This window comes from Blautia sp. CGZ-1-C1 (assembly GCF_056504575.1).
Genome location: NZ_JBWLUT010000116.1, coordinates 1 through 26395, shown reverse-complemented (window position 1 = coordinate 26395; position 26395 = coordinate 1). Strand labels below are relative to the sequence as shown.

The 26395-nt window shown below is 38.1% G+C and carries 22 protein-coding genes and 3 pseudogenes; 22 read left to right on the top strand and 3 right to left on the bottom strand.

The annotated features are described in order from the left end of the window. Positions 1-20 precede the first annotated feature (20 nt). Positions 21-1031 carry an N-acetylmuramoyl-L-alanine amidase gene (locus AC058W_RS10655; protein WP_117674945.1) on the bottom strand — a complete coding sequence of 337 codons (1011 nt, stop codon included), beginning with the start codon at positions 1029-1031 and terminating at the stop codon, positions 21-23. Between the two features lie 634 nt (positions 1032-1665). On the opposite strand from AC058W_RS10655, the gene rpsL reads away from it, so the two are divergent. The 10 genes and pseudogenes from rpsL to AC058W_RS10605 all read left to right on the top strand — a co-directional run bounded on the left by rpsL (position 1666) and on the right by AC058W_RS10605 (position 9312). Then, positions 1666-2082: a 30S ribosomal protein S12 gene (gene rpsL, locus AC058W_RS10650; protein ID WP_117674944.1), complete on the top strand. Its 417-nt coding sequence runs from the start codon at positions 1666-1668 to the stop codon at positions 2080-2082. 224 nt (positions 2083-2306) lie between these two features. Next, entirely contained in the window at positions 2307-2777 is a 471-nt protein-coding gene (gene rpsG, locus AC058W_RS10645; RefSeq protein ID WP_020993199.1) for a 30S ribosomal protein S7, read from the top strand. A 17-nt stretch (positions 2778-2794) separates the two neighbouring features. Next, positions 2795-4915 (top strand): elongation factor G, encoded by a 2121-nt coding sequence (gene fusA, locus AC058W_RS10640; RefSeq protein ID WP_117674943.1) that lies wholly within the window; start codon positions 2795-2797, stop codon positions 4913-4915. A 273-nt stretch (positions 4916-5188) separates the two neighbouring features. Further along, positions 5189-6382, top strand: a complete 1194-nt coding sequence (gene tuf, locus AC058W_RS10635; protein WP_019163091.1) for an elongation factor Tu — start codon at positions 5189-5191, stop codon at positions 6380-6382. 120 nt (positions 6383-6502) lie between these two features. Beyond that, positions 6503-6712: pseudogene (locus tag AC058W_RS10630) on the top strand (TnpV protein); the annotation flags it as partial. Between the two features lie 134 nt (positions 6713-6846). After that, positions 6847-7191 carry an eL24 family ribosomal protein gene (locus AC058W_RS10625; RefSeq protein ID WP_019163089.1) on the top strand — a complete coding sequence of 115 codons (345 nt, stop codon included), beginning with the start codon at positions 6847-6849 and terminating at the stop codon, positions 7189-7191. 55 nt (positions 7192-7246) lie between these two features. Continuing rightward, the gene (locus tag AC058W_RS10620; RefSeq protein ID WP_019163088.1) at positions 7247-7612 is read left to right on the top strand and encodes an SdpI family protein; all 366 of its coding nucleotides are present in this window, start codon (positions 7247-7249) and stop codon (positions 7610-7612) included. 49 nt (positions 7613-7661) lie between these two features. After that, entirely contained in the window at positions 7662-7853 is a 192-nt protein-coding gene (locus tag AC058W_RS10615) for a DUF6019 family protein (RefSeq protein WP_008705135.1), read from the top strand. A gap of 37 nt (positions 7854-7890) precedes the next feature. Further along, positions 7891-8205 (top strand): DUF3784 domain-containing protein, encoded by a 315-nt coding sequence (locus AC058W_RS10610; RefSeq protein WP_118572144.1) that lies wholly within the window; start codon positions 7891-7893, stop codon positions 8203-8205. Between the two features lie 150 nt (positions 8206-8355). Next, the gene (locus tag AC058W_RS10605; RefSeq protein WP_479390070.1) at positions 8356-9312 is read left to right on the top strand and encodes a helix-turn-helix domain-containing protein; all 957 of its coding nucleotides are present in this window, start codon (positions 8356-8358) and stop codon (positions 9310-9312) included. A gap of 456 nt (positions 9313-9768) precedes the next feature. On the opposite strand, the gene AC058W_RS10600 is transcribed toward AC058W_RS10605, so the two are convergent. Continuing rightward, positions 9769-9987, bottom strand: a complete 219-nt coding sequence (locus tag AC058W_RS10600) for a hypothetical protein (protein ID WP_019163084.1) — start codon at positions 9985-9987, stop codon at positions 9769-9771. 132 nt (positions 9988-10119) lie between these two features. Here AC058W_RS10600 and AC058W_RS10595 point away from each other — a divergent pair. From AC058W_RS10595 to AC058W_RS10585, 3 genes and pseudogenes are all read left to right on the top strand, one after another. Beyond that, positions 10120-10731: pseudogene (locus AC058W_RS10595) on the top strand (AAA family ATPase); the annotation flags it as partial. A gap of 253 nt (positions 10732-10984) precedes the next feature. Then, entirely contained in the window at positions 10985-11800 is an 816-nt protein-coding gene (locus AC058W_RS10590; protein WP_019163080.1) for a hypothetical protein, read from the top strand. A gap of 69 nt (positions 11801-11869) precedes the next feature. Then, a complete protein-coding gene (locus AC058W_RS10585; protein WP_118609367.1) occupies positions 11870-12559 on the top strand; it encodes a response regulator transcription factor in 690 nt (229 codons plus the stop codon). A 224-nt stretch (positions 12560-12783) separates the two neighbouring features. Here the strand turns inward: AC058W_RS10585 and AC058W_RS10580 are convergent, their stop codons facing one another. Then, the gene (locus AC058W_RS10580; RefSeq protein ID WP_117677739.1) at positions 12784-13986 is read right to left on the bottom strand and encodes an IS110 family RNA-guided transposase; all 1203 of its coding nucleotides are present in this window, start codon (positions 13984-13986) and stop codon (positions 12784-12786) included. A 315-nt stretch (positions 13987-14301) separates the two neighbouring features. On the opposite strand from AC058W_RS10580, the gene AC058W_RS10575 reads away from it, so the two are divergent. From AC058W_RS10575 to AC058W_RS10535, 9 genes and pseudogenes are all read left to right on the top strand, one after another. Further along, entirely contained in the window at positions 14302-15300 is a 999-nt protein-coding gene (locus AC058W_RS10575) for a sensor histidine kinase (protein ID WP_479390069.1), read from the top strand. 1214 nt (positions 15301-16514) lie between these two features. Then, a complete protein-coding gene (locus tag AC058W_RS10570) occupies positions 16515-17267 on the top strand; it encodes a TRM11 family SAM-dependent methyltransferase (RefSeq protein ID WP_479390086.1) in 753 nt (250 codons plus the stop codon). 148 nt (positions 17268-17415) lie between these two features. Continuing rightward, positions 17416-17634 carry a helix-turn-helix domain-containing protein gene (locus AC058W_RS10565; protein WP_118609369.1) on the top strand — a complete coding sequence of 73 codons (219 nt, stop codon included), beginning with the start codon at positions 17416-17418 and terminating at the stop codon, positions 17632-17634. Beyond that, complete coding sequence (locus AC058W_RS10560) at positions 17634-19553, top strand: Dam family site-specific DNA-(adenine-N6)-methyltransferase (RefSeq protein ID WP_479390068.1); 1920 nt, start codon at positions 17634-17636, stop codon at positions 19551-19553. Before AC058W_RS10565 ends, AC058W_RS10560 begins: the two co-directional genes overlap by 1 nt. After that, on the top strand, positions 19538-21256 hold the full coding sequence (locus AC058W_RS10555) for an AlwI family type II restriction endonuclease (protein WP_118609371.1): 1719 nt from the start codon (positions 19538-19540) through the stop codon (positions 21254-21256). The genes AC058W_RS10560 and AC058W_RS10555 overlap by 16 nt, the downstream gene beginning before the upstream one ends. 34 nt (positions 21257-21290) lie before the next feature. Beyond that, a pseudogene (locus AC058W_RS10550) lies at positions 21291-22968 on the top strand (AIPR family protein). Positions 22969-23364: 396 nt separating this feature from the next. Further along, positions 23365-24030: an energy-coupled thiamine transporter ThiT gene (locus tag AC058W_RS10545; protein ID WP_025580146.1), complete on the top strand. Its 666-nt coding sequence runs from the start codon at positions 23365-23367 to the stop codon at positions 24028-24030. A gap of 379 nt (positions 24031-24409) precedes the next feature. Continuing rightward, positions 24410-24871, top strand: a complete 462-nt coding sequence (locus AC058W_RS10540; RefSeq protein WP_117846376.1) for an NUDIX hydrolase — start codon at positions 24410-24412, stop codon at positions 24869-24871. A gap of 118 nt (positions 24872-24989) precedes the next feature. Next, positions 24990-25970 (top strand): Wadjet anti-phage system protein JetD domain-containing protein, encoded by a 981-nt coding sequence (locus tag AC058W_RS10535; RefSeq protein ID WP_479390067.1) that lies wholly within the window; start codon positions 24990-24992, stop codon positions 25968-25970. Positions 25971-26395 lie beyond the last annotated feature (425 nt).

Sequence of the window (26395 nt, the reverse complement as noted above, 5' to 3'; positions counted from 1 at the left end):
TAGAAGAAATTGCGGTATGATTATGATGCGAAATAGCTGTCAATTCCGTTTGCGATTCCCTGTACCATGGTCTTCTGGAATTCGGTATCGTTCATTTTCAGGTCATCATTCTGACTTGTCATGAAGCCCATTTCCAGGATTGTGACAGGAATGGTGCTCCAGTTGATTCCGGTCATGGTGTCGGTGTATTGGATTCCGAGATTTTGAAAACCGGTTGCGGCACAGTAGGAATCGATGATGCACTGGGATAAATGATTGGACTGGTCGAACAGCTGTGGAATATAGGGGTTGTTCTGGGATGGTGACATTGTCAGGGCTCCGGATGCTGTGTGGGAGTCATCTCCGTTTGCATGGATTCTGACGTAGATTTCTGATCCCTGTGCAGCAGCATATTGAGCTCGCTCCATGTTGCTGATTGCTGTTTCGTTGTCTGTTCTGGTCATTACGACCTGATAGCCTCGCTGTTCGAGTTCGTCTCTTAATTGGAGAGAAATCTCAAGGTTGAGCTGATATTCGGGTACGCCGCTGTAGGTTCCCTGGGTACCGGTGGAGCATTTGGCTTTCATTTCGGAGGAGCCGGGACCGTTTGGCTCTAATGCGCTCATATCTACGGATTCGCTTTGGTGTCCGGGGTCTATTCCTACTATATGGCCGTTGCCTTCTGGCTGGGAGGAGAAAACGCTGGTGTTTGAGCTTGAACCGGAAGAGGTGTTGGCTTCGTTGAAAACGGATGGTTTGGATGGTTCTTCTGTGATTTCGGCTTTTTCCTGTGTTTTCTTCTGGGAGGCTGTCTGTTGTTTTTGTTTCATGCGGTCGATGTTTGATTGAACGGTGTCTATGGCAGTTGCATATTTATTGACGGCTTGTTTGACTTCGTCGCGTTTGGCGGTGAGCTGCTCGGACATGGTGTCGACTTCTTTTTCGGTGGTGGTGATTTGTTTCAGGGTACTTTTATTGAAGAAGATAAGGGCTATGATGCATAGGAGGCCTGTCAGGAATAGAAGTACGCTGATCATGCTGGGTTTCTTCATTTTTGGGTGTCCTTTCTTGAGATTTTGAAAAGTGTTGCTTTGGTTGTTATTATAATGAAAGGGGAGGGAAAATGCAATTGTGAATAGGGGAGGAGGGACGCGCCGGATAATATTTTATTTTGCGTGCGGTTTCGGACACTAAGATATTCTAAGGCATCAAAAATAAAATATTATCCGGCGCTGACTGTTGGCTGGGACTATATGGGAAAATTATTCCTGCAGCATATGTGGATTTATGGGAGCTGTTATCGGCAGCTGCGTTTGGAGGCTTGGTGAGTTTTTGGTGTATTTTGCTTTTAGGAGTTCACATGGTCAGTCACTTATAATAGGAAGAGAATAGTGTCTGGTCGGGATACATTTGGGGAGAGATGGCAGTTAAGATTTTTGGGGAAGGGGTATTGTCTGATAAGTTTATTGCGGTGATGTGGTGTATGAAAAAAGAAATTTATAGTAATGATAAAAATTAGAAAAAATCATGTAAATTTCATGCGAAATCCCTTGACAGCGTGGATTTTACGGGATATAATGAGCAAGCGTGCAAAGAGAACGTTGATTTTTTGCGCGTATTTACATGAATAGCAACCGCAAGGCCCCATAGTAAGCTATGGAGAAATAAATCGGGAGGTGAAATGGAATGCCAACATTCAACCAGTTAGTAAGAAAGGGACGCCAGACAACTGTAAAGAAATCTACAGCTCCGGCTCTTCAGAAAACATTCAACTCTTTAAGAAAGAAAGCAGTTGAACAGTCTGCACCACAGAAACGTGGCGTTTGTACAGCAGTTAAGACTGCAACTCCTAAGAAGCCTAACTCAGCTCTTAGAAAAATCGCCAGAGTTCGTCTTTCCAACGGAATCGAAGTAACAAGCTACATCCCAGGAGAAGGTCACAACCTTCAGGAGCATAGCGTTGTTCTTATCCGTGGTGGAAGGGTTAAGGACTTACCTGGTACAAGATACCACATCATCAGAGGTACTCTTGATACTGCAGGTGTTGCTAACAGAAAACAGGCCCGTTCTAAATACGGCGCTAAGAGACCGAAAAAGAAATAATTCTAAAAAGGTTTCATAAGAATTTTAAGAGCTGATCCTATTGTTTGGGACAGCAGGAATTAATCAATCGAAAATTCACGGAAGACTAGAACTATGAATTTGTACGGTATTCCATATACCCTGCCGGTTGCGGGTTAAATATAGGACCTTACCAGTGCGAACATGCAATAGTTATCTGCGTGAGTACCGATGATTTAATCACAATGATTAAGGAGGGAAGTAACGTGCCACGTAAAGGACATACTCAGAAAAGAGACGTTCTGGCAGATCCAATGTACAACAATAAAGTGGTTACCAAACTTATCAATAACATCATGTTAGACGGTAAGAAAGGTGTAGCACAGAAAATTGTTTACGGTGCATTCGCCAGAATCGAAGAAAAAGCTGGTAAACCAGCACTTGAAGTATTTGAAGAGGCTATGAACAACATCATGCCACTTCTTGAGGTAAAAGCTAGACGTATCGGTGGTGCTACTTATCAGGTTCCGATCGAGGTAAGAGCAGACAGACGTCAGGCACTGGCTCTTCGCTGGTTAACAATGTTCTCTCGTAAAAGAGGCGAGAAAACAATGGAAGAAAGACTTGCAAACGAGCTTTTAGATGCAATGAACAACACAGGTGCATCCGTTAAGAGAAAAGAAGACATGCACAAGATGGCTGAAGCAAATAAAGCATTTGCTCACTATCGCTTCTAATATAGGAGGAAAATCCATTGGCTAAAGAAGGAAGAGAATATCCATTAGAGCGTACCAGAAATATTGGTATTATGGCTCATATCGATGCGGGTAAAACAACTCTTACAGAACGTATCCTGTATTATACAGGTGTCAACTATAAGATTGGTGATACTCATGAAGGTACTGCTACCATGGACTGGATGGAACAGGAGCAGGAAAGAGGTATCACAATCACTTCAGCGGCTACAACATGTCACTGGACTCTGGAAGAGAACTGCAAACCGAAGCCAGGTGCTCTGGAACATCGTATCAACATTATTGATACCCCAGGTCACGTTGACTTCACAGTAGAAGTTGAGCGTTCTCTTCGTGTACTTGACGGTGCTGTCGGCGTTTTCTGTGCTAAGGGTGGTGTTGAACCGCAGTCTGAAAACGTATGGCGTCAGGCCGACACTTACAATGTACCACGTATGGCATTCATCAACAAGATGGATATCCTTGGTGCAAACTTCTACGGTGCAGTAGAGCAGATCAAGACTCGTCTTGGTAAAAACGCAATCTGCTTACAGCTGCCAATCGGAAAAGAAGATGATTTCAAAGGAATCATTGACTTATTCGAAATGAAAGCTTACATCTACAACGATGAAAAAGGTGATGACATCTCCATCGTTGACATTCCTGAAGACATGAAGGAAGATGCTGAGCTTTATCATACAGAGCTCGTTGAGAAAATCTGTGAGCTTGATGACGACTTAATGATGGAATATCTTGAAGGTGAAGAACCAACTGTAGAAAGACTGAAAGCAACATTAAGAAAAGCTACATGCGAATGTACTGCTGTTCCGGTTTGCTGTGGTTCTGCTTACAGAAACAAAGGTGTTCAGAAACTTCTTGATGCTATCCTTGAGTATATGCCGGCTCCTACAGATATTCCTCCAATTCAGGGAACTGATCTGGATGGTAACGAAGTAGTGAGACATTCTTCTGATGAAGAACCATTCTCAGCTCTGGCATTTAAGATTATGACAGACCCATTCGTTGGTAAACTTGCATATTTCCGTGTATACTCCGGTACAATGAATTCCGGTTCTTATGTACTTAACGCTACTAAGGACAAGAAAGAACGTGTTGGACGTATTCTTCAGATGCATGCTAACAAACGTATGGAACTTGATAAAGTATATTCTGGTGATATCGCTGCAGCTATCGGATTCAAATTCACAACAACTGGTGATACAATCTGTGACGAGCAGCATCCGGTAATCCTGGAGTCCATGGAATTCCCAGAACCAGTTATCGAACTCGCTATCGAGCCTAAGACAAAAGCTGGACAGGGAAAACTTGGTGAAGCTCTTGCAAAACTTGCAGAAGAAGACCCGACATTCCGTGCACATACAGATCAGGAAACAGGACAGACCATTATCGCTGGTATGGGTGAGCTTCATCTGGATATCATCGTTGACCGTCTCCTTCGTGAATTCAAGGTAGAGGCTAACGTAGGTGCTCCTCAGGTTGCTTACAAAGAAACAATCACCAAACCTGTTGATGTAGACAGCAAGTATGCAAAACAGTCCGGTGGTCGTGGACAGTATGGTCACTGTAAAGTTAAATTTACACCTATGGATGCCAACGGAGAAGAACTGTACAAGTTCGAATCCACAGTTGTTGGTGGTGCTATTCCGAAGGAATACATCCCGGCAGTTGGTGAAGGTATCGAAGAGGCTATGAAAGCCGGTATCCTTGGCGGATTCCCGGTAGTCGGCGTACATGCTAATGTATACGATGGTTCTTACCATGAAGTCGACTCTTCTGAAATGGCATTCCACATTGCAGGTTCTCTTGCATTCAAGGATGCTATGCAGAAAGCAGCTCCGGTTCTTCTTGAGCCAATCATGAAGGTCGAAGTTACTACACCAGAAGATTACATGGGTGACGTTATCGGTGACATCAACTCTCGTCGTGGCCGTATCGAGGGTATGGAAGATATCGGCGGTGGTAAGATGATCCGTGGATACGTTCCGCTTTCCGAAATGTTCGGATATGCTACAGACCTTCGTTCCAGAACACAGGGACGTGGTAACTACTCTATGTTCTTTGAGAAATATGAGCAGGTTCCGAAGTCTGTACAGGAAAAGATCCTTTCTAAGAAAGACTGATAATTATTGATCATCTGCAGTCTGCCGGTGTTTAAAGCCGGCAGGGTGTAGGAGATATAAAGTTACTGTTCACTATGTTCTCAGTAATGTGTGGACTGTAATGATACAACAATTGATAATGATACACTGTTTATAGTGTGAAACTTATCAAATTGTATAAAATGCTTGCAAATATTCTGGTTATGCAATATAATCAAGGATAGCAAGTTTAAAACCGAAAAAGGCGCTCTATAATAATATAAGAGCCAAATGTTTTAAGGAGGACGTTTTAAAATGGCAAAAGCTAAGTTTGAGAGAACAAAACCGCATTGTAACATTGGTACCATCGGACACGTTGACCATGGTAAAACAACTTTAACAGCAGCTATCACAAAAGTTCTGTCTGAAAGAGTTGCTGGTAACACAGCTACAGATTTCGCTAATATCGATAAAGCTCCGGAAGAAAGAGAACGTGGTATCACAATTTCTACAGCACACGTTGAGTATGAAACAGAGCATAGACACTATGCACACGTTGACTGCCCAGGCCATGCTGACTACGTTAAGAACATGATCACAGGTGCAGCTCAGATGGATGGTGCTATCCTCGTTGTTGCTGCTACAGATGGTGTTATGGCTCAGACTAAAGAGCACATCCTTCTTTCCCGTCAGGTAGGTGTTCCTTACATCGTTGTATTCATGAACAAATGTGATATGGTTGATGATGAAGAACTTCTTGAACTGGTAGAAATGGAAATTCGTGAACTCTTAAGCGAGTATGACTTCCCAGGAGATGACATCCCGGTTATCCGTGGATCAGCTCTTAAAGCTCTTGAAGATCCGAGCAGCGAATGGGGCGACAAGATCATGGAACTTATGGATGCTGTTGACAGCTACATTCCAGACCCACAGCGTGATACAGATAAACCATTCGTAATGCCTGTAGAGGACGTATTCTCTATCACAGGACGTGGTACAGTTGCTACTGGTAGAGTAGAGGCTGGTGTACTTCACGTATCTGACGAAGTTGAAATCGTTGGTATCAAAGAAGAAACACGTAAAGTTGTTGTAACTGGTATCGAAATGTTCCGTAAACTCCTTGATGAAGCTCAGGCTGGTGATAACATCGGTGCACTTCTTCGTGGTGTTCAGAGAAACGAAATCGAGCGTGGACAGGTTCTTGCTAAACCAGGAACACTTACATGCCATACAAAATTCACAGCTCAGGTTTACGTTCTGACAAAAGATGAAGGTGGACGTCATACTCCATTCTTCAACAACTATCGTCCACAGTTCTACTTCAGAACAACAGACGTAACAGGTGTTTGCAACCTTCCAGAAGGAACAGAAATGTGCATGCCTGGAGATAACATCGAAATGACAATCGAACTGATCCACCCAATCGCTATGGCTCAGGGTCTTACTTTCGCTATCCGTGAAGGTGGACGTACTGTTGGATCAGGACGTGTTGCTACAGTTATCGAATAATTTTAGCATAACATCTTAATATAAATATAGAGTACCGCAAGGTACATTGTGTCCAAACGTAAGATACCCCGGAACCGTAAGGTTTCCGGGGTTTTTCTGTTGCCTGGAAACATAAAAATTATGAAAAATAATTCTATATTAAAATATGGATATTTGATGAAATCTTTGCTGTTGAATGAAGAAGAACCGATATATGGAAAATATGGAATGTTGCGAAAACAGTTCCTGAAGGAACACAGATCAGCAAAATATCAATACTTGCTATTGACAGGAAAGCTGACGGAACACCTGAATCAGATTGATCAGGAAGCCAGAAAGCAGGTGGAAATAGGCGGTCGAAAAGGATTGCTTTTTTCTGTTTTGTGTGTATTGGAATAGTATTTTAAAATGAACTATGGTAGAATAAAGTAAAGACAAATCGAGAACTTTTGGATAAAATTTTGAAAATTATCGAGGAAGTTACTATGAAAAAATGTAGATATTGTGGCAAAGAATTAGATAGTAATTTGGAATTTTGTAGCAGTGAGTGCGAAAACAGCTATAGAAAGATAATTGAAAAAGATAGACATAAAATTAAGTATTTCATTTCGGGCATTATTTTAGGGTTTTTAGCTATGTTTTATGGTGTTGTGTCAAGCCGCAATTGCATGATTGGAAGTGGAATTATAGTAATGGGGGTCACTGTTGTTTTGCTTCCATTTACTACTTCAGAAACAACTGCTTTATTTGGAAATAAAAAGGCGAGATTTATTGGAAGAATACTAGGCATGATACTTATAGCGGTTGGAATATGGGTAGGGTTTATTTGATGACAACTTTAGTCTTTAGAGCAAATTAATCAGAAGTTGAGAGGAGATCTCTGTAATGTTTATATTTTTATCTGCGTGTTCACTTTTAGTACCGTTATCTATGATTATATTGGGATATACGTGGAAAGATAAGCCTCCTAAAGATCGGCAGGGGAGTTCGGGATATCGAACTACTATGTCAAGGATGAATGATGAAACATGGAGATATGCACACAGGTGTTGGGGCTGGATAAACTTTGTTTTAGGAATCATCCTGGTGATACTATCGATTTTTATTTTGATTTTAACGAAAGATGATACAAACTTTGAAATGATTTCTGTTTATTTGGTGTTTTTACAATTAGGAATTATGGTGCTTACAATTATTCCGACAGAATTTTTGTTGCATAAACATTTTACAAAGCAAGGAATGAAAAAATAGCTAATTTCCAATTGGCGGAAATGAAAATCGGAAGTTGGAGGATTGAATTATGTGGAATGAATTAGGTATAAGCGGTGGAACCGCAATTGTTATTTTGATTGCACTGTATTTCGTTATCAAATGGGCAGTGAAGAATGGCATCAAAGAAGCCTACAGTGCTATCACTGGAAAGAAAACTGATGAAGATATCCAAAACGAAAAAGAGTTGAAAGAACTTGGATTGGATTCAGAAGATCAATAACTTCAAGTTTGTGGAATCGACTGAAAGGAAGCATTATATGTTCTATATTGTTTTTAACTTTGCAATGGCAGTGATTATGCTTTTATTTGGAATATGGTTTTATAGGTCAAAAGGACAAGCATCCAAATTCTTGTCTGGTTATAATATGAAATCAGCAGAAGAACGAAAAAAATATGATGAAAATGCTATGTGTAAGGCATATGGGAAGAGAATGATGTTTATGTCAATTCCTTTTATTGCTGGAATGATTATAGATATTTGGCATATAGGAATCGGTTGTTTAATTGCATGGGTGATATGGTTTGTTATGTTTATTCTGCTACTTATGGATAGACATAAAAGAGAAGGTTAATTTATAGAGGAATAGAATGCTTTTGGGGTGAAAATACCGTTTATTTGTTTTAGACATACGATGTCCGGTTGAAAATTAGCGGATTCTCGTTTTATGTCGTGGTAATTTTGTCACATATTGGTAAGCTGTAAGTGGAAGAGAGGTAGAGACATGGATACAAAAAAGATTGGAGCTTTTTTAAAGCAATGTCGTAAAGAAAAGAATCTTACACAAGAGCAGCTTGCTGAAAAGTTTGGAGTATCTGCAAGAACAGTTTCCAGATGGGAAACAGGAATAAATATGCCAGATCTCAGTATACTTGTTCAACTTGCTGAGTATTACGATGTTGAGATGAGAGAGCTCCTGGATGGAGAAAGGAGCCAGACTATGAATAAAGAGATGAAAGAAACATTGGACAAAGTTGCGGTGTATGAAGAATGGGTGAAACAAAAAGCATTAAAGGCTGGAAATCTTGCATTTGCATCAATGTTTGTGATTAGTGTGTTAGCGATTATTATTCAGATGTTATTAACGGTGGATATTCGCTTGGTTTTAGGAGAGACAGCAACTGCTTTGGTAGGAGGAATCCTGTACGCCTCTATTATGGTGTACAATGGAATATGGGATAAATGTTTGCCAAAAAGTGCTACTATATGGAGAGATTTTCTCACCAGTGTGATATTTGCAGGAATTTTTACCGTCATCTATGGTGTATGCTTATTTAGAATGGGAGCTACAGAAACACAGATAACACGATTAGCATTGGGATTTCTGATTGGTATTATTATTGTGGCATTTATTATTCTTAGGCTCTTGGCATTTATTAATCGAAAAAGAAACCAGAATTCGTTAAATGTTCAGGAGAAAAAGGAAACTTCCCTATCTAAGGTAGAATGGAAAAAAATTTATAATGCACAGAATATAGTAGAGACAGAACAACTTGTAGAAATGTTAAAGCAAAATGGAATAGCAGCTTTTTCACAGGAAGCAGGTGCGAATGTTGCAATGCATGGGGCACCTGGATTTGGAATATATGGTGTGGATATATTCGTGAAAACCGATGATGCAGAGAAGACAGTACAGCTGATTAAGGAGATTAATAACCAAGAGAATGAAGAAAATTTTTGACATTTTCACACATGCGTGCTAATATGATTATAGAAAAAGAGTGCTACCGATAGACGGTTAGTCCACATACTTAATTGATTAAAAATAACCGTTCAGTTTGCGAGGCTGGGGCGGTTATTTTTGTGTCTTGTTATTATCTTTGCCGAATGTGTATCCGGCACAAAAGCAGGTGATGCCGAAGCTCACGACTGCAATAAAGTCCACAATACTCATTGGCTTAGCCCTCCTTTCCAGTGGATTCTCTTTCGAGTTTCTATGTAATCAGAGGGTCACAGGTCTCCGTTTCACTTCGGTCGTTGCAAAACGAGTGCCACTGGCACTCTGCAACTCTCTGCTGAAGGACTAACCGCCTACTGTTATGATAGCACCCATGTTTCGATTATAACAGTCAAAGTGGGAATCTGCAACCGGAAAGTTGACAGCTCATGAAAATCTGGCTGTGATACCGTTTTGATACTATTTCTGTTCGTTATTGGAAAATTTCTGTGTTAAAAGTTCATCTCGTTTACGGATTCGTGTCTCAAAATCCAGTTCTTCAATTTCTTTATGGGTGACAGGTTTGGAAGTGTAGTATTCCAACGTCTGCTTTTTCCACATATCAAACATATCTTTACCTGTGAAATAAGATTCCAGGCTTTCTCTGTTCTCCTGCAGATCGGCAAGAAAATTGCACATATCTGCATTTAAAGAGTGTTCCGGATCATTTCCATAAAAGCGAAGTCCGGTATACCATTTCTGTGTTTCTGTTTCTATATCACCGGGAAGTTTATTATTTATATCCAGTTCATACCAGAGTTCATTGGATTCATGATTGATGAAAGACTGGAAACTGCTATCAAAGGGACTGGTGCGAGAGTGCTTATTTTAGATCCGATTCAGGCATACCTTGGAGGAACAATGGATATGAACCGGGCAAATGAAGCAAGGAATATGACAAAAAGATTGAGCTTGCTGGCAGAAAAGTATAAATGTGTAATTTTATTAATCGGACACATGAATAAAGCTGGGGGAAATAAAGCTGCACATAGAGGAATAGGTTCGATTGACTTTTTTGCGGTAGCCAGAAGCGTATTACTGGTAGGAAGAATAGAGGGAGAACCGGATTTAAGAGCAGTGGTTCAGATTAAAAATAATCTGGCTGCATTTGGACATTCCAAAGCATTTCGCGTGACAGAAACAGGATTTGAGTGGATAGGTGACTATGAAATCACAGCAGATGAGGTGCTTGGTGGAATTGCCCCAAAGGTAAATAAACTGGAACAGGCAAAGAAGATGCTGAGGGAACTGGCAGAAACATCAACTTCTGTGCAAAGCAGTGAAATCTTTGATATGGCAGAAGAGTTGAATATTTCTAAAAGAACACTGGAAAATGCAAAAAAGGAACTTGGAATTAAGGCAAGACGAATCGGTAATTCCTGATATAGCACTTTAGAAAGCACTATGGTATAATAAGGTGAAGGTAAATCGGAATTGCAGATTTAGAAAAATTTTGGGTATTTGAAAAAAGATTGTAACCCTTAAGAGGCGAGAGTAAATATGGTTTATAGGAAATCTTGTGCTGTTACACTTTCTTGACATTTTCATGACTGTTCTAAGGATATTTTTACATTTGCCTGAGCTATACTTTAGTCATACCAAACAACCGGTAAATAAAAAATCAGGAGGTACTAAAATGATGAACAGATTATTCAAAAGAGGAATGGTAATAGCACTTGCAGCAGCAATGACTACATCCGCAGGTATTCCTGCCATGGCTGCCCAGAAGGAGACACAGGAGGAGACAGTGACTACATCAGAGGTAACACAAACAAATGTAGATTATGGTTCTCTCACTCAGAAGGAGATTGAAGAGTTTAACTCCATTTATGACCGACTTGACGCTATCGACAAAGAGGTAATGAAAGATGCAGATGGTCTTTCTGATGAAGATATCTATGCCAGATACGATCAGTATCAGGATGAAACCGATACCCTCATGGATCGCCTTGAGGAGCTTGATAAAAAAACCGGGTGGATCGACAACGAGGAATATGAATATTCCGAGGATGGGTATAATGCTCTGTACGATACAGGCAAGCTCACCGCAGAGGAAGCAGAACAGCTTCAGAAAGCATATGAAAGAATCGAAGAAATTGATGCGGAAGTGTGGACGGACGATGATCTTTCAGACGATGAGATCGAAGCCCGCTATGCAAAGTATGATGACGAGATTACATCACTGAACGCACAGATTGAAACGCTTGAAAAGAAAGCGGGTTGGTATGAGGGATGCTATGGAAATTTGAGCGAAGATGAAGTCAATCAGCTTAACAGTATTTACAATAAAATTGATGCAATCTATGACAATATTTATAACGGCTCTGATAACCTCTCTGATGAGGAATTTGCTTCTCGCTATGCGAAGTATTCAGATGAGATTGATGCTTTGGAGGCACAGGCAATCGCTCTTGAAGCGAAAGCAGGTGGAACTAAAATACAGACATACTGATTTTGAAAGATATAATATGGGGAATCTCACGGAATTTCTGAGGGACTCCCCTCATGTGGGATTAAAGATATGGCAAAAAAAATCTATTTGGCAGATGATGAACAGGATATACGAGAAATACTCACAGAATTTTTATCCAATGCCGGATATGAGGTAACAGCATACAAGAATGGTGATACACTCTTTTCTGTTTTTCAGGAGAAGCCCTGTGATCTTGTTATTCTTGATATTATGATGCCGGGTTCAGACGGTCTTTCCATATGTAAAAAGTTAAGGACAATATCATCAGTTCCTATTATTATTTTGAAGGCAAAGGATTCAGAGTCTGACCATATGAAGGGATTTATGTATGGAGGGGATGACTATCTGATTAAGCCATTTTCGCCGTCACTTCTTGTTGTCCGGGTAAATGCGTTGTTCCGAAGAGTTGAAATGAATATACCGGTAAAGGCAGATATTTCCTTTGGTGATGTGTGTTTTTCATGGGAGAAGCATAATGCCATTGTGAAAGAGCATGATATTGGTCTGACTATGACAGAATTTTCGCTTCTGGGATGTCTTATGGAACATGGTGGAACGGCAATCCCCCGGAATGAAATTCTCGACAAAGTATGGGGAATAGATTCTACGGAGATAGAAACCAGAGTTGTCGATGAGACAGTAAGAAGAGTCAGGCAGAAAATGAAGACCGCAGGCAGCAAAGTTCGCATTAGTGCTGTCTGGGGCTATGGCTATAAACTGGAGAATTGTAATGAATAAGACACGTTATAAAATTGCCACACTTACAGGTTCCGCCGTTATGGCAGCCATGCTTTTGAGCCTGCTGATTCTGAACATAGTTTTTAATAAAAAAACCTGCTAACAAAAGTCAAGTACTTTTAAGCAGGTTTTTTTAATTATTTCCTTAATCTATTTTTGTGTACAACAAGAAGACTGGCGTTATTTCCAGTCTGTATAATTACATCAGATGATTTTTGTCTTCTTTACTGGTAAACTTCCATCACCCTTGCATAATAAATACGCAGGAATTTATTCAATCCGGCAATTTTTGCATGCTTTTTACTTTTACCTTCACTTTCCTTTTTCAAAATATAATTGTATACGGCATCATCTTTCGGAGCAGAGTGACTTTTCAGCACTCTCATCACTTCATATCCGACTTTTCTGAGCGTTGATGAGCCCCTCTTTGTTATCCTGCGTTTTGAACCAATGAACTGTCCTGATTCATATGGTGGTGGATCAATCCCAGCCCATGCTATGAGTGCTTTTGCATTGTGCAGCTTTCTTACATCTCCAATCTCCGCAATAAGTTTCACTGCAAGGACATTACCAACTCCTCCCATTTCCCTGACAACCGAATATTCAGGTAAGGACTTCGCAAGTTCTTGCATTCGTGTTAAAATAAGAGACAGAGAGCTGTCTACAGCCCTCAATACTGATACTGCTTCCTGTACTAACATTTTGGTCGATGGGGTGCTGGAAGACAGTGTAGGAATACCACTTGAAGCTAATTCATAGACTGCCTCAGCCTTAGATCTGCTTCTGTGGTATTTCTTTTCTCTTGCCCAAGCAATATATTCCTCAGTGAACTTTTCGAGACTCATAGATGTGATCAAATCAAAGTGCCAGAATCTCTCTACAAAGTCGCTGAGTTTATCTTTTCCATTAGCTTCATTCCAACTGTTAAACATCTTCTTTATTCCCGGCAGCACATAATCCAGAACATGTGTCAGCTCCTGTAAAGCTTTCACATGTAACTCCATATAGTACCGATAACGGCGTCCCAAAAGTTTGAGTTCAGCATAGGTTTCTTCAGTGCCTTCATATCGTTGCAACTTAAACCATTTCTCAATTCCGTAGTTTGCGATCATTATTGAATCAAGTCTGTCGGTCTTTGCTCCCCTGATGCTGTTGTCTTTCGCATATTTTTTCATTGCGAACGGATTAACAACAGATACGAAATATCCTTTGTCATGAAGAAATGTCACTACGGGCAGATGGTAAATACCAGTGGCCTCCATCACTATCCTTACCTCTCCATCCAGCTTGCTCAGTAAATTATCAAGATCTTCCATGTCCTTTTCTACATGATGTATCTCAAAAGGACTGCTCACTACTTCTCCGTAAGGTTTAAGTATGCAGACTGTGCTTTTTCCTTTCGATACATCTACACCTACGCTTATCATTTTTTAATCTCCTTAAACTGTATTAGTAATTGTTCCAGCCGCACTTATTACCATCCAGTTTAGTTAGTTACGCGGGAGCGAATCCCTACCTGCTTAATCGAATGCTTATAATAAGGGGTTGGTTAACGGTCTTTTTGACGGATGCAATGATCCAAATAGAGCTACGTCAGACCAATTACTCCCCTATATTATAATAAAATAAGTGCAGCTGTCAGAGTTAATTACTCTCTAACAACTACACTTTTATGGTACTAAATAGAGCTGAGAGCTGAGAATGCAATTAAAAACGTTTTTACTTTGAATTCAGACGAATATTTGAATTACGAATCTGAAAATGATACGGGCTCTTTATATTATGCCTCACTTGTATATATGGGGGCAGATTCAGAAAACAGGGATGACATATATCAGATTCTGACACCCAAAGAGAAGAAACTTATTGACTGGTATGAAACACACCCGTCTGATGAAATGCAAAGGGCAAAAATTAACGAAGCAACTTATTATATGAAAGCCAGAACAGAGTATTACGAAGACAGCAATGAGAGATTACTTGCTTATGTGGATGTTACCGGCGAACCAGAACTCGTAAAAGAAATCAGTTTTGGTGTTTTGCTGGATGCTTTTGTCATTGCCGCTCTCGGTGCTGCCATTGGATATTTTCTCGGGAAAAAACTTGAACAAAATGACAAAGCTCAGAAGACCTTTTTTGAAAATACATCTCACGAATTAAAAACCCCGCTTATGGCAATTTGCGGATATGCGGAGGAGATTGAAATGGGAGTCATTACCGATTATTCTCAAGCGGGCAGAATGATAGTGTCTCAGACGGAGCGTATGAGTAAACTTATTGAGGATATCCTGTATTTATCAAAAATGGAAAGCGGTACGGAACCATTAAAGTGTGAACCAATAGAAATGGCATCACTGGTTCAAGATGTTTTGATGCCGCTTGAAGGAATTGTGAACAGGCGAAACCTTTCAGTATCGTTAGAACTGGACGAAGGATATGTCAACGGAGACCCGGAGAAGCTGGAACACGCTGTTGCTAACCTGATAACTAATTCCGTAAAATATGCGTGTAGTCAAATCGAAATATCGTGGAAAAATCAAGTCCTTTCCATCTGGAACGATGGAGGAGAACTTAGCACAGAGGATTTTTCCCATATGTTTGAACGTTTTCATACGGGACAAAACGGAAACAGCGGAATAGGGCTTGCCCTCTCAAAAGAAATCGTTGAAATGCACGGATGGAAACTTAGTGCGAAAAATGACAGGCATGGCATATGTTTATCAATGGTATGCCACAGTTAATTTAGGAACAATCAGGTTTACAGCTTCCAGTTTGTTGAGATGTTGCAAAATTTGGAATCAGGAGAGAATAAGAATGATTAACAATTTAATGTACATAGAATTAAAAATGGGATATTCTGATGATGATCCGGCATGGATTGGATATGTCAAAACTTCAAAAAGTAGAATAAAAATTTTTTGACATTTCTGCACATGCGTGCTAATATGATTATAGAAAAAGAGTACTACCGATAGACGGTTAGTCCGATATATGTTTTGACAAAAATTGCCGCTTCAGTTTACCAGGCTTGGGCGGCTATTTTTGTGGCTTATTATTATCTTTGCCAAAGGTATATCCAAGACCGAAGCAGGTTAAGCCGAAGCTAACCACAGCTATGAAGTCAACAATACTCATGGCTTAGCCCTCCTTTCCAGTGGATTCCCTTTCGGGTTTCTATGTAATCAGAGGGGTGCTGAGTGCCGGTGGCACTCGTTAAGCACCGACCGTAACGGAGTGTAGACCACAGTCCCTCTGTTGAAGGACTAACCGCCTACCGTTATGGTAGCACCCATGTTTCGATTATAACAGTCAGGACAGGAATCCGCAACCGGAAAGTTGCCAGTGCATAAAAATGGAGATGTGATACCATTTTGATACTAAAAAGTAAAGAGAATAAAAATATAACTTGGAAAATCTGCAATACAGGACAATATGGACACGAAAATCACAGAAAATAAAGAGATTTTAAGAACCTCACAAACGTGAAGGTGGACGTACTGTTGGATCAGGACGTGTTGCTACAGTTATCGAATAATTTTAGCATAACATCTTAATTATATAAATAGAGTACCGCAAGGTACATTGTGTCCAAACGTAAGATACCCCGGAACCGTAAGGTTTCCGGGGTTTTTCTGTTGTGTGAAAATATATAAAAGAATGGAAAAGAATAAGGAACAGTATAGAAAAACGGTTGTTGGGAGAGTAGCTTGACAATCGTTTGTGATAACAAAATGATAACAAAATTTCCAAATTATATTAAACAGGGGATGACGGAACAACTGAAAATGCAGGATCAGATGAAATGGAGCAATGAACAATATTAAAGCCTGTGCAGAAGAAATTGTGTCGAAAGAAATTATATATTTGTAATGAATAAGAAATCTCTGTTCAAATGTTTAGCGATACTTAATATTTGAATGGAGATTTTTTATAGACAAATAAATATGGCAGAAGTATAATAAGCAAAAAGAAAGGGGAGATTCTTATAAGAGAAGCACCAGAAAAATTCAAATTGGAAGACACAACAATATGGTCTTTTCCAGAAAGAGGAAGTTGGGCTACACATTCGGGAAAATATCGAGGAAATTGGTCCCCATACATTCCCAGAAACCTTATTTTACGTTATTCAAAGAAAAATGATTGGATACTAGATCAATTCTTGGGCAGCGGTACAACATTGATAGAAGCAAAGTTATTAGGAAGAAATGCTATTGGTGTTGATATAAATTCCGAAGCCATCAAACTATCTAACACAAATCTTAATTTTACTTGTCAAGAAAGTTCAAAAATTTTCACAAAACAAGGAAATGCAACTGAATTATCATTTATAAAAGATGAGAGCATAAACCTTATCTGTACACATCCACCATACGCAGATATTATACGATATAGCAAGAAAATTCCGGGAGATATTTCACACTTAAAATATGAGGAATTTTTGACGGTATTGGAGCAAGTCGCAAGAGAAGCATATAGAGTGCTGAAGAAGCAGGGAATATGTGCATTTATGATCGGAGATATACGGAGAGCAGGTTATGTGTTGCCGCTAGGAATGAATTCTATGCAGAAATTTGTTGATGCAGGATTTAAACTTAAGGAAATTGTTATAAAAGAACAGCATAATTGTCGATCAGCTAACTATTGGGACGGAAAAGAAAGAAACTTCTTAATGTTGGCACATGAGTATATTTTTATATTAAAAAAGTAGACGGCTATAAATCATAAATATATCGAAAGTAAGAACGAGTGTTTGCACAAAAGTATGCGATCGCTGAAATTAATATTGATACTGCTGAAGTTGCATGATAGAATAACGACATAGCAATATTTTAGAAAAACGAGTTTGAGGTTAAAATATGGCAGTTAGTTATAAAAAATTGTGGAAATTACTTATTGATAGAGATATGAAAAAGAAGGATTTATGTGCGGTTGCAGGTATTAGTCATGCTTCAGTAGCAAAACTTGGAAAAAATGAAAATGTTACTACAGATGTGCTGGTGAAAATTTGCACTGCTTTAAAATGTGATATTAGTGATATTATGGAAATAATAGAGATTGAAGGGGAAAAGGCGTGATGGAACAAGTTTTAAAGAAAGAAAAACAGATACAGGCAAAGCCGATCATGAAATGGGCTGGTGGAAAGACTCAGATGCTAGGTGACATCATGCCTAAAATTCCTCAAAAATATGGGAAATACATAGAGCCATTTATTGGCGGTGGTGCGTTGTTTTTTGCATTAAGTCCGGATAAAGCAATAATTGCGGATAGTAATCCGGAACTGATCAATATGTATCGGCAGGTTGCGGATAATGTGGAAGTTGTTATTTCATACTTGAAAAAGTATAAAAATACAAAAGAAGATTTTTATGAAGTACGTTCATTAGATTGGCTTAAATTAAAAAAGGAAGAAGCTGCAGCAAGAACTCTTTATTTGAATAAGACATGTTTTAACGGATTGTATCGTGTTAATAGGAAAGGTCAATTTAATGTTCCTTTTGGTAAATATAAATCCCCTAATTTTTGCGATGAAGAAGCTTTATACGCTGCTTCAGAAGTGTTAAAAAAAGTAACTATAACATGTGGAGATTATCTTTCAGTATTGAAAGAATATGCAGAACCAGGAGATTTTGTCTTTTTAGATCCTCCGTATTTACCCATATCAGAATATTCGGATTTTAAGCGGTATACAAAAGAACAATTTTATGAAGAAGATCATATAGAATTGGCGAAGGAAGTCAAAAGATTACAGGAGTTAGGCTGCCATGTAATATTGACAAATTCCAATCATCCATTGGTTCATGAATTGTATGCTGATTATAAGATTGAGGTTGTTCAGACAAAAAGGTATATCTCTTGTAATGGTAGTAAACGGAAAGGCGAAGATATTATAGTAGATATTTTGCCAAAACAGAAAACTATGTTAAAAATAGTTCCGAAACCTTTGCCTGAACAGGTAATGAAATATCCGGCAACTAGATATATGGGTTCAAAAAGCAAATTATTACCACAAATTTGGGCGGTGGCTTCACAATTTGATTTTGATACGGTAGTAGATTTGTTTTCTGGATTTGGAATTGTTGGCTATATGTTTAAGACGCAGGGAAAAACTGTGATTAGCAATGATTATATGGCAATGTCAGCAACCTTTACTAAAGCAATGGTGGAAAATAATAGTGTTGTATTACCATTGGATGAGGCAAGAAAGTTATTAATCGAAAAAAAAGAGTCTGATCATTTTGTAGAAGAGACCTTTCAAGGTCTGTATTATAAGGATGAAGAGAATAAGTTAATAGATATTTTAAGAACTAATATCGCTGGTATTAGAGATCAATATAAGAAAGCAATTGCAATGACGGCATTGATTAGAGCCTGTACGAAGAAAAGACCGAGAGGAATTTTTACATATACCGGAGATCGATATAATGATGGAAGAAAGGATTTACAGAAATCTTTAGAACAGCAATTTCTGGAAGCTGTGGAAAGTATCAATAATGCAATTTTTGATAATGGATGTGAAAATAAATCTAAACATGGAGATGCAATGGAAGTAAAAATTAAACATCCAGATTTAGTATATATTGATCCACCGTATTATTCTCCATTGTCAGACAATGAGTATGTCCGTAGATACCATTTTGTTGAAGGGTTGGCACGAGATTGGAAAGGTGTAGAAATACAGGAAAATACGATAACAAAGAAATTTAAATCGTATCCTACACCGTTTTCAACTAGAAAAGGTGCTGCAGATGCATTTGATAAGTTGTTTAAAAAGTTTTCGAATAGTATTTTGATTGTATCTTATTCCTCAAACAGTCAACCAACACAAGATGAAATGGTTGCACTTATGTCAAAATATAAGGAACATGTGGAAGTGGTGCCGATAGATTACACATATTCTTTTGGAAATCAAAAACATGCTAAGACAAATAGAAATAAAGTACAAGAATATTTATTTGTTGGGTTTAATGGAGAAGATGTATGGAAGAAAAAATAGATATTTGGTTAGTGGGGAATACCGGATTACGGAATCCCAATAGAATACAGGAAGGTTTTAAAGCGTTTGCAAATTCGCCATATGTGGGGAAACTTCGTGGGAAAGAGAATGAAATTGGCTTTATGAACTTTCTTAATGATCAAGGAATTATTCAAAATGAAGCTGGGAAAGATACGTCTGGCAGTCATGCACGTAAATGGCGTTTGATGTTTTCGAAAAATGGTTTCATTTATCCACAAGTGAAGAAAAAGGATGGAGATCAGAATGAACTGGGAAATCTGGATGATATAACACCTTTTGGACGAACATTTTTAAAGGCGGATACATATCCGGCAGTACAAGAATGCTATTTAAGAGCATTAAGTGTTGAACAATTTGCTATGCCAGATGGAAAGTCTTATTTTTCTCCATTGAGATGGATATTGGCAATTATGTTGGAGTTAGAGAAGCGAACAGGAAGCTCAGAGATTGCAAGAATAGAGTTTGCATTATGGGGACATACAACCAATCCGAGTTATTCAATTGGAAAGATCGTGGATAATATTTTGGATTTGCGTGCTCGTAGAAAACAAGCTCCATCAAAACGTAATTTTGACAAGAAAGAAGTTGCAGAACGTGGGAAATACTATGATAAGAAAGCAGACAATTTTCTTGATTATAGTGACATGAATATGCGCTACTTACGTATTTCGGGAGTATTGCAACGAAAAGGAAGAGGAATGGTCATTGTTCCGGCTAAGCATATTTTGGCTGAAAAATTGGCAAAGTCAGCATCTAATGAAGAATCGATAATGCTTCAATATAAGCGTCTATGTGAAGGGGCAGAATTACCAACAGATAATGAAGATACAGCTAAAGTATTACTAAATGACTTAATGAAGCAAATGAAAAGCAGACAAATTTTGTTTGATATTTCTGATCTTCCGCTGAATACTGCAACAGAAATTAATATTGCCAGACGACGATTAGAAGATTTGTTGTCCAAAACAGATGAAATTCAATATGCAAAAGAGCAATGTAATCAATGGCAAGAAATTGCTGATTATATGGAATTGTTGATCAAAGGTGGTGGGAAGCATACATATGATGATGACAATGTTATAGAAGTACCAAAAGATGAAACACCAGCATATTTAGAATGGATTTTATGGAGAGCATCTTTAGCTATAGATCATATGGTCAATAAACCTTATGAGGTAAGAGGATTTAAACTTGATTCTGATTTTCTCCCGGTATCTGCAGCAGGCGGTGGAAAAGGTGATCTGTATTGTGAATTTAACGATTTTACAATTTTAACAGAAGTTACGATGTCTACATCATCACGCCAGGAAGCAATGGAGGGAGAGCCTGTAAGAAGACATGTATCAGATGCGGTTTTAAAATACGATAAGCCAGTTTATGGAATGTTTATTGCTGTAAAAATAGATACGAATACAGCAGAAACGTTCAGACATGGAATTTGGTATGCACGAGGAGATGTAAAGCAGAGATTGGATATTGTGCCGTTAACATTAGCTCAATATAGAGAATATTTTATGGCAATGTTTAGAACAGGTCATGCTAATCCGGAAAAATTACGAGAATTAATTTTGCTTTGTGAAACCAGAAGAGATATTTTAAACGCACCGAGATGGAAATCGTATATAGGTACTGCGACCAATGAAATAATAAGACAAATGGAAAAGGAAACTTCTGGTAATTGAAAATTATAAATGGTGTATACAAGGAGAAGGATGAATGGCAACATACGGAAAATATCAGGTATATTATGAAAAGATAAAAACAGAAGTAGAAAAAATTAAAGAAGAAAATGGCTATCTAAATCTGTCTAAAGCATTTGCACATTGGTATTTGGAAAATGCACTGAAAATGGATGAACAAAATATTGCAGAAACAATTATTGATGGGAATGGGGATAATGGAATTGATGCAATTATAATAGAAGATGCGAAGATGACCTTATTTCAATTTAAATTTCCAGATAAGGGGAAAAATATTGACAAGCAAATTGATGAAAAGACGGTTTTGAAGATATTTAATGGATACAAAAAACTTGTAAGTATTAGAAAACCACGATCAGTAAATGAAAATTTTTTGAAATTTAGAGAGTTTGTGAAGGAAAAAAATATTTTTGATTATGAGTTTGTGTTTATATCATTTTCAAATGGGTTTTCACAACCAGCATTAGATGCATTTGAGAATGAAAGTGAAGAAATAAAAAATACAACAGGAAACGATATACAATATAGGATGATTCTACAAAAAAATATATGTGATTTATATGACAGAGTACAGAAGAAGGCGAAAATAGATATCAATATTACATATAAAAAATTGGATCAAAGTTATAATTTAGATGAAAATGTAAAATCATTTGTTGGTTTTGTTTCGGCAAAAAAATTGATAGAAGCATGTGAGTCACATATGGATGTTATTTTTGATGAAAATATTCGTTTATATGAGGGTGATGATAATCATGTTAATGAAGGAATATATAATACTGCTATAGGAGAAGATTCTTGTAATTTTTTCTTTTATCATAATGGTATTGTGCTTATTTGTGACAAATGTAAACAGTACAGGGAATCAAAGTGTTTTTTTAGATGGAGCATCAGTGGTAAATGGGTGCCAGACAATTAATAGTTTAAAAAGGGCATATGACGATTCGAAACTAAAAGAAGATGTATTTATACAATTTAGAATTATAGAAACAGATGATTTTGATTTAAGAGCAAAAATAACAGAATATTTAAATTCTCAAACACAAATTAGTAGCAGCTATTTTTTGGCAAATAATTCATTTATACGAGCGTTACAAATTGAATTATTGGATAAAGAATACTTTTTGGAAAGATTAAGCAATGAATATGTATATAAACATCGATTAGGTAAAGTAAAGGAATATGATAAAAAGCATATTTTGAATCTGGAAAAGGTTATTCAAATTTTTGCGGCGTTTTATTTCAATGAATACGCAGTACGAGCAAAGAGTGGAAAAGGTGAATTATTTGATAAAAAAATTGCAGAAATTTTAGTTAATGATATTGATGCAACAAAAGTTATTCATGCTGTTGAGTGGTATGAAAAAATAAGCCAAATAATTACATTATATAGAAAATGTAAGCGTTCCAATAACCATAAAATGGATTTTTTTGAGTATATGGATATGGATGTATCAGATGAGGAATATCAAAAAAAATTAAGTGAATTTTTATTTTTGAACACTGGAGATTTATTGTTGCTAAACACAATTTCAAACTTGGAAAAGAAATGTATCTATGAAGATGAACAAGATATGGTGATTGATGCGATAAAGATGTGTAAGAATGCAGTTATTAATAGTAAATTGCAACCATATCAAGCAACAAGGAATGCAACAGTATTTGCTCAAATACAAAACGATGCTAATCAATAAGTGATAACACCGTGATAACAAAATCTCCAAAAACCACACGGACACAGCGGAAAATCCGTATTTTCCCACACAAAATGAACGAAAAATAACCCTTTAGCCTCTGTAACACACCATTCTGATACCGTGAAGGTGGACGTACTGTAGGATCAGGACGTGTTGCTACAGTTATCGAATAATTTTAGCATAACATCTTAATTATATAAATAGAGTACCGCAAGGTACATTGTGTCCAAACGTAAGATACCCCGGAACCGTAAGGTTTCCGGGGTTTTTCTGTTGAGCTGAGAGAGTAATTATTTGCGGATTTTCAATAAGAAAGCAGGAACAATTGACGAAGAATGATAAAATCCTTATAATAAATTATACAAAAATTAATAACAAGAGGGAGGTCATTTCATGTTTGGTTTTATGGTAACTGCTGATGGCGGACTTACAACTGCCGGATATGTGATTACAGTTATTGCCGGAATCATTTTGTTTTTCCTGGCGATTTATTTTGCAGGGAAGAATTCAGACAAGAAAAAGCTTACCACAAGACAACTGGTATTCTGTGCCGTAGCTATTGCACTTGCTTTTATTACGTCTTATCTGAAAATCTTCAAACTGCCGTGGGGAGGAAGCGTCACTCTTTGCAGTATGCTTTTTATTGTTCTGATCGCAAACTGGTATGGGGTTGGAACAGGTATTATGGCTGGGTTTGCTTACGGAATCCTGCAGTTTATCCAGGAGCCTTATATACTTTCATTTTTTCAGGTATGCTGTGATTACATACTTGCATTTGCAGCACTTGGCCTGGCAGGATTATTTGCAAAACAGAGTCATGGACTTCTGAAAGGATACATAATAGCTGTAATTGCCAGAGGAGCTTTTCACTCTCTGGGCGGTTATCTTTATTGGATGAGCTATATGCCGGACAATTTCCCGAAATCTCTGACAGCCGTATATCCGATCTTATATAATTACAGCTATCTGCTGGCAGAGGGCATTATCACGGTGATCATCATTTCAGTACCTGCAGTGTCAAAAGCACTGACCCAGGTAAAGCGTGCCGCACTGCAGTAGTTTGTTTTGTCTGGCAACAGGGATGTGTCGTTGCCCGGTACTCAGAACATTTGGTATAGTAATTTTGTTTAACAAGATATAACAAGGATTCTCCCACCTCTATAGGGACGCCGCTGAAAAACTGTTTTTTCATACTATATACAGTGTCTCAAAGTTGATTGATGTACTTTATTTTGTGCTAATTTATACGCAAAAAGGACTTTTTCAGTGGCCTTCTATAGGTGGTGAGATGAATTGCAAACAAGAAAATGAACGGCAGTGGCGGGCGGAGAGAAATCGGTATCCCCCACTGACATGAGGCAAATCACAGTCAGCATGTTGCTGACATGTCAGACTCTGTGAAATTACCGACTGTGAGTTGAAACAAGGAAGTGTAAGAATGACAATAACGACTTTATGCTATATAGAAAATAATGGCAAATATCTGATGCTTCACAGGGTAAAAAAGCATAATGATATCAATGAGGGAAAGTGGATTGGAGTTGGCGGACATGCAGAGGGCCAGGAATCCCCGGAGGAATGTCTTTTGCGTGAGGTGGAAGAAGAAACAGGATTAACGCTGACGTCATATAAACTTCGAGGTCTGGTTACATTTATAAGTGATAAATGTGAACCGGAGCTTATGTGTGTGTTTACGGCCAACGAATATATCGGTGAATTAACAGAATGCAATGAAGGAGAACTTTACTGGATAGATAAAGCTGTTGTGCCGACACTTCCCACATGGGAAGGCGACAGAGTTTTTCTGGATTTGCTTCTTTCAGGGGATGAGCGATTTTTTTCTTTAAAATTGCAGTATGAAGGGGAGAAACTCGTAGATAAACAAGTAAATTTATATTAACCGAAAATTATAGCAATTCCATATGGAATTGCTATAAGTAAGTCCTCTGCGGAGGTTGCGAAAAGCAATAAGTTAAGCGGGTGGGACGAATATTCACCCGTTCTGGAGGAATTTATCAATGAAACGAATATCGCTGGATGACCTTCTTCATACCAGACAGAATCTTGACTATCAGGAACAGTATGAATACATAATGACATTACTGGAAAAAGGTCAGATAAAACCTGTAAAGGCTTCTAAGAGCAATGGCAAGAAGCCGGCGCTTTATCGAGAATACTGGATGGTAGAAGAACAGAAGGATTACAGCAATTATATAGAAGAAATAAAATATACCTTTTCTACTATGATTTCCGTAGATTATTATCTGGCGCATCTGGATATGTATGAGAAAGACAGAATCTGGGTACTTATGCTGAACGAATATCTGAAAAAATATACAGATGCATTACTGACACCGGAATCGCTGAATGAAAGAAGCTTTGAAATATGGCACAGAGAGAAATTTCTGGACAGAGAGCAGGGAAAGAAGATTCTGAAACGCTGCGGACTCAATGTGGAGGCTCTGAATGTATACAGGACAACAGAGCCTCTTTCATATTATACACATACAAGAAATACGCCGCAGAATATCCTGATTCTGGAAAATAAAGATCCTTTTTTCAGTATGCGCAATTACCTGCTGAATGGACATACGGAAATTTTTGGTGCAGAAATCGGAACCCTGATTTATGGTGCAGGAAAGGGTATTATTCGTTCTTTTCAGGATTTTGATCTGTGCGCGGAACCCTATATGAAACATCCGAAGAATACAATTTATTATTTCGGAGATCTGGATTATGAGGGCATCGGTATATACGAAAATCTGGCAGAAAAATTTCGCAGCAGATGGAAAATTATTCCTTTTGTGCCGGCATATCAGGCTATGCTTGGAAAAGCAGAACAGATACCTGAACTTCCGGAGACAAAGGAGCATCAGAACAGAAATATCAGTATACAATTTTTCTCCTGTTTTGATGAAATAATGGTCAAAAAAATGGAAGCTGTTCTGGATAAGGACAGATATATACCCCAGGAAATTTTAAATACTGCAGATTTCTGATACAGATTCTGATACGGAGAGGAGACTACATTACTGTTCACTCCGTTCGCAGTAACGAAGCTTCTTTTTATATTATGGATTATGGAGAATCTTATGATAAAAAATAATTGATTTTTAAAAGACAGTCTGTTAGAATATACCTGTGAAAAGGGAGTAGCTTGCCGAGTGGATTCGGTTCACTTCTTCGTCAAGACAGTTATTGAAACATATAACTCGGAAAGTGATGAAATTGCGAGACTTTTACTGTGAATGCAGTAGGAGTCTCTTTTTTTATACCTACTGCAAAATAAATGTATTCCCGGAATCTTTTTATATTTGATTTTGTGAGTACGTAATAAAAGAAAGAGAGGTATAAATGATGTTTTTACAGGTTATTATTTTGCTGGCAGGTTTTTTGTTTCTGGTGAAAGGTGCAGACTGGTTTG

What these genes read in the sequence shown, in the direction of transcription:
- AC058W_RS10580 (WP_117677739.1), bottom strand. Translation starts at nt 13,986, where the DNA reads ATGATAAGCGTAGGTGTAGATGTATCGAAAGGAAAAAGCACAGTCTGC.
- AC058W_RS10535 (WP_479390067.1), top strand. Translation starts at nt 24,990, where the DNA reads ATGAAACGAATATCGCTGGATGACCTTCTTCATACCAGACAGAATCTT.
- AC058W_RS10590 (WP_019163080.1), top strand. Translation starts at nt 10,985, where the DNA reads ATGATGAACAGATTATTCAAAAGAGGAATGGTAATAGCACTTGCAGCA.
- AC058W_RS10565 (WP_118609369.1), top strand. Translation starts at nt 17,416, where the DNA reads ATGGCAGTTAGTTATAAAAAATTGTGGAAATTACTTATTGATAGAGAT.
- AC058W_RS10655 (WP_117674945.1), bottom strand. Translation starts at nt 1,031, where the DNA reads ATGAAGAAACCCAGCATGATCAGCGTACTTCTATTCCTGACAGGCCTC.
- AC058W_RS10585 (WP_118609367.1), top strand. Translation starts at nt 11,870, where the DNA reads ATGGCAAAAAAAATCTATTTGGCAGATGATGAACAGGATATACGAGAA.
- AC058W_RS10615 (WP_008705135.1), top strand. Translation starts at nt 7,662, where the DNA reads ATGTGGAATGAATTAGGTATAAGCGGTGGAACCGCAATTGTTATTTTG.
- AC058W_RS10540 (WP_117846376.1), top strand. Translation starts at nt 24,410, where the DNA reads ATGACAATAACGACTTTATGCTATATAGAAAATAATGGCAAATATCTG.
- AC058W_RS10620 (WP_019163088.1), top strand. Translation starts at nt 7,247, where the DNA reads ATGTTTATATTTTTATCTGCGTGTTCACTTTTAGTACCGTTATCTATG.
- AC058W_RS10555 (WP_118609371.1), top strand. Translation starts at nt 19,538, where the DNA reads ATGGAAGAAAAAATAGATATTTGGTTAGTGGGGAATACCGGATTACGG.
- AC058W_RS10600 (WP_019163084.1), bottom strand. Translation starts at nt 9,987, where the DNA reads ATGTGCAATTTTCTTGCCGATCTGCAGGAGAACAGAGAAAGCCTGGAA.
- AC058W_RS10545 (WP_025580146.1), top strand. Translation starts at nt 23,365, where the DNA reads ATGTTTGGTTTTATGGTAACTGCTGATGGCGGACTTACAACTGCCGGA.
- tuf (WP_019163091.1), top strand. Translation starts at nt 5,189, where the DNA reads ATGGCAAAAGCTAAGTTTGAGAGAACAAAACCGCATTGTAACATTGGT.
- AC058W_RS10605 (WP_479390070.1), top strand. Translation starts at nt 8,356, where the DNA reads ATGGATACAAAAAAGATTGGAGCTTTTTTAAAGCAATGTCGTAAAGAA.
- AC058W_RS10560 (WP_479390068.1), top strand. Translation starts at nt 17,634, where the DNA reads ATGGAACAAGTTTTAAAGAAAGAAAAACAGATACAGGCAAAGCCGATC.
- AC058W_RS10625 (WP_019163089.1), top strand. Translation starts at nt 6,847, where the DNA reads ATGAAAAAATGTAGATATTGTGGCAAAGAATTAGATAGTAATTTGGAA.
- AC058W_RS10610 (WP_118572144.1), top strand. Translation starts at nt 7,891, where the DNA reads ATGTTCTATATTGTTTTTAACTTTGCAATGGCAGTGATTATGCTTTTA.
- rpsL (WP_117674944.1), top strand. Translation starts at nt 1,666, where the DNA reads ATGCCAACATTCAACCAGTTAGTAAGAAAGGGACGCCAGACAACTGTA.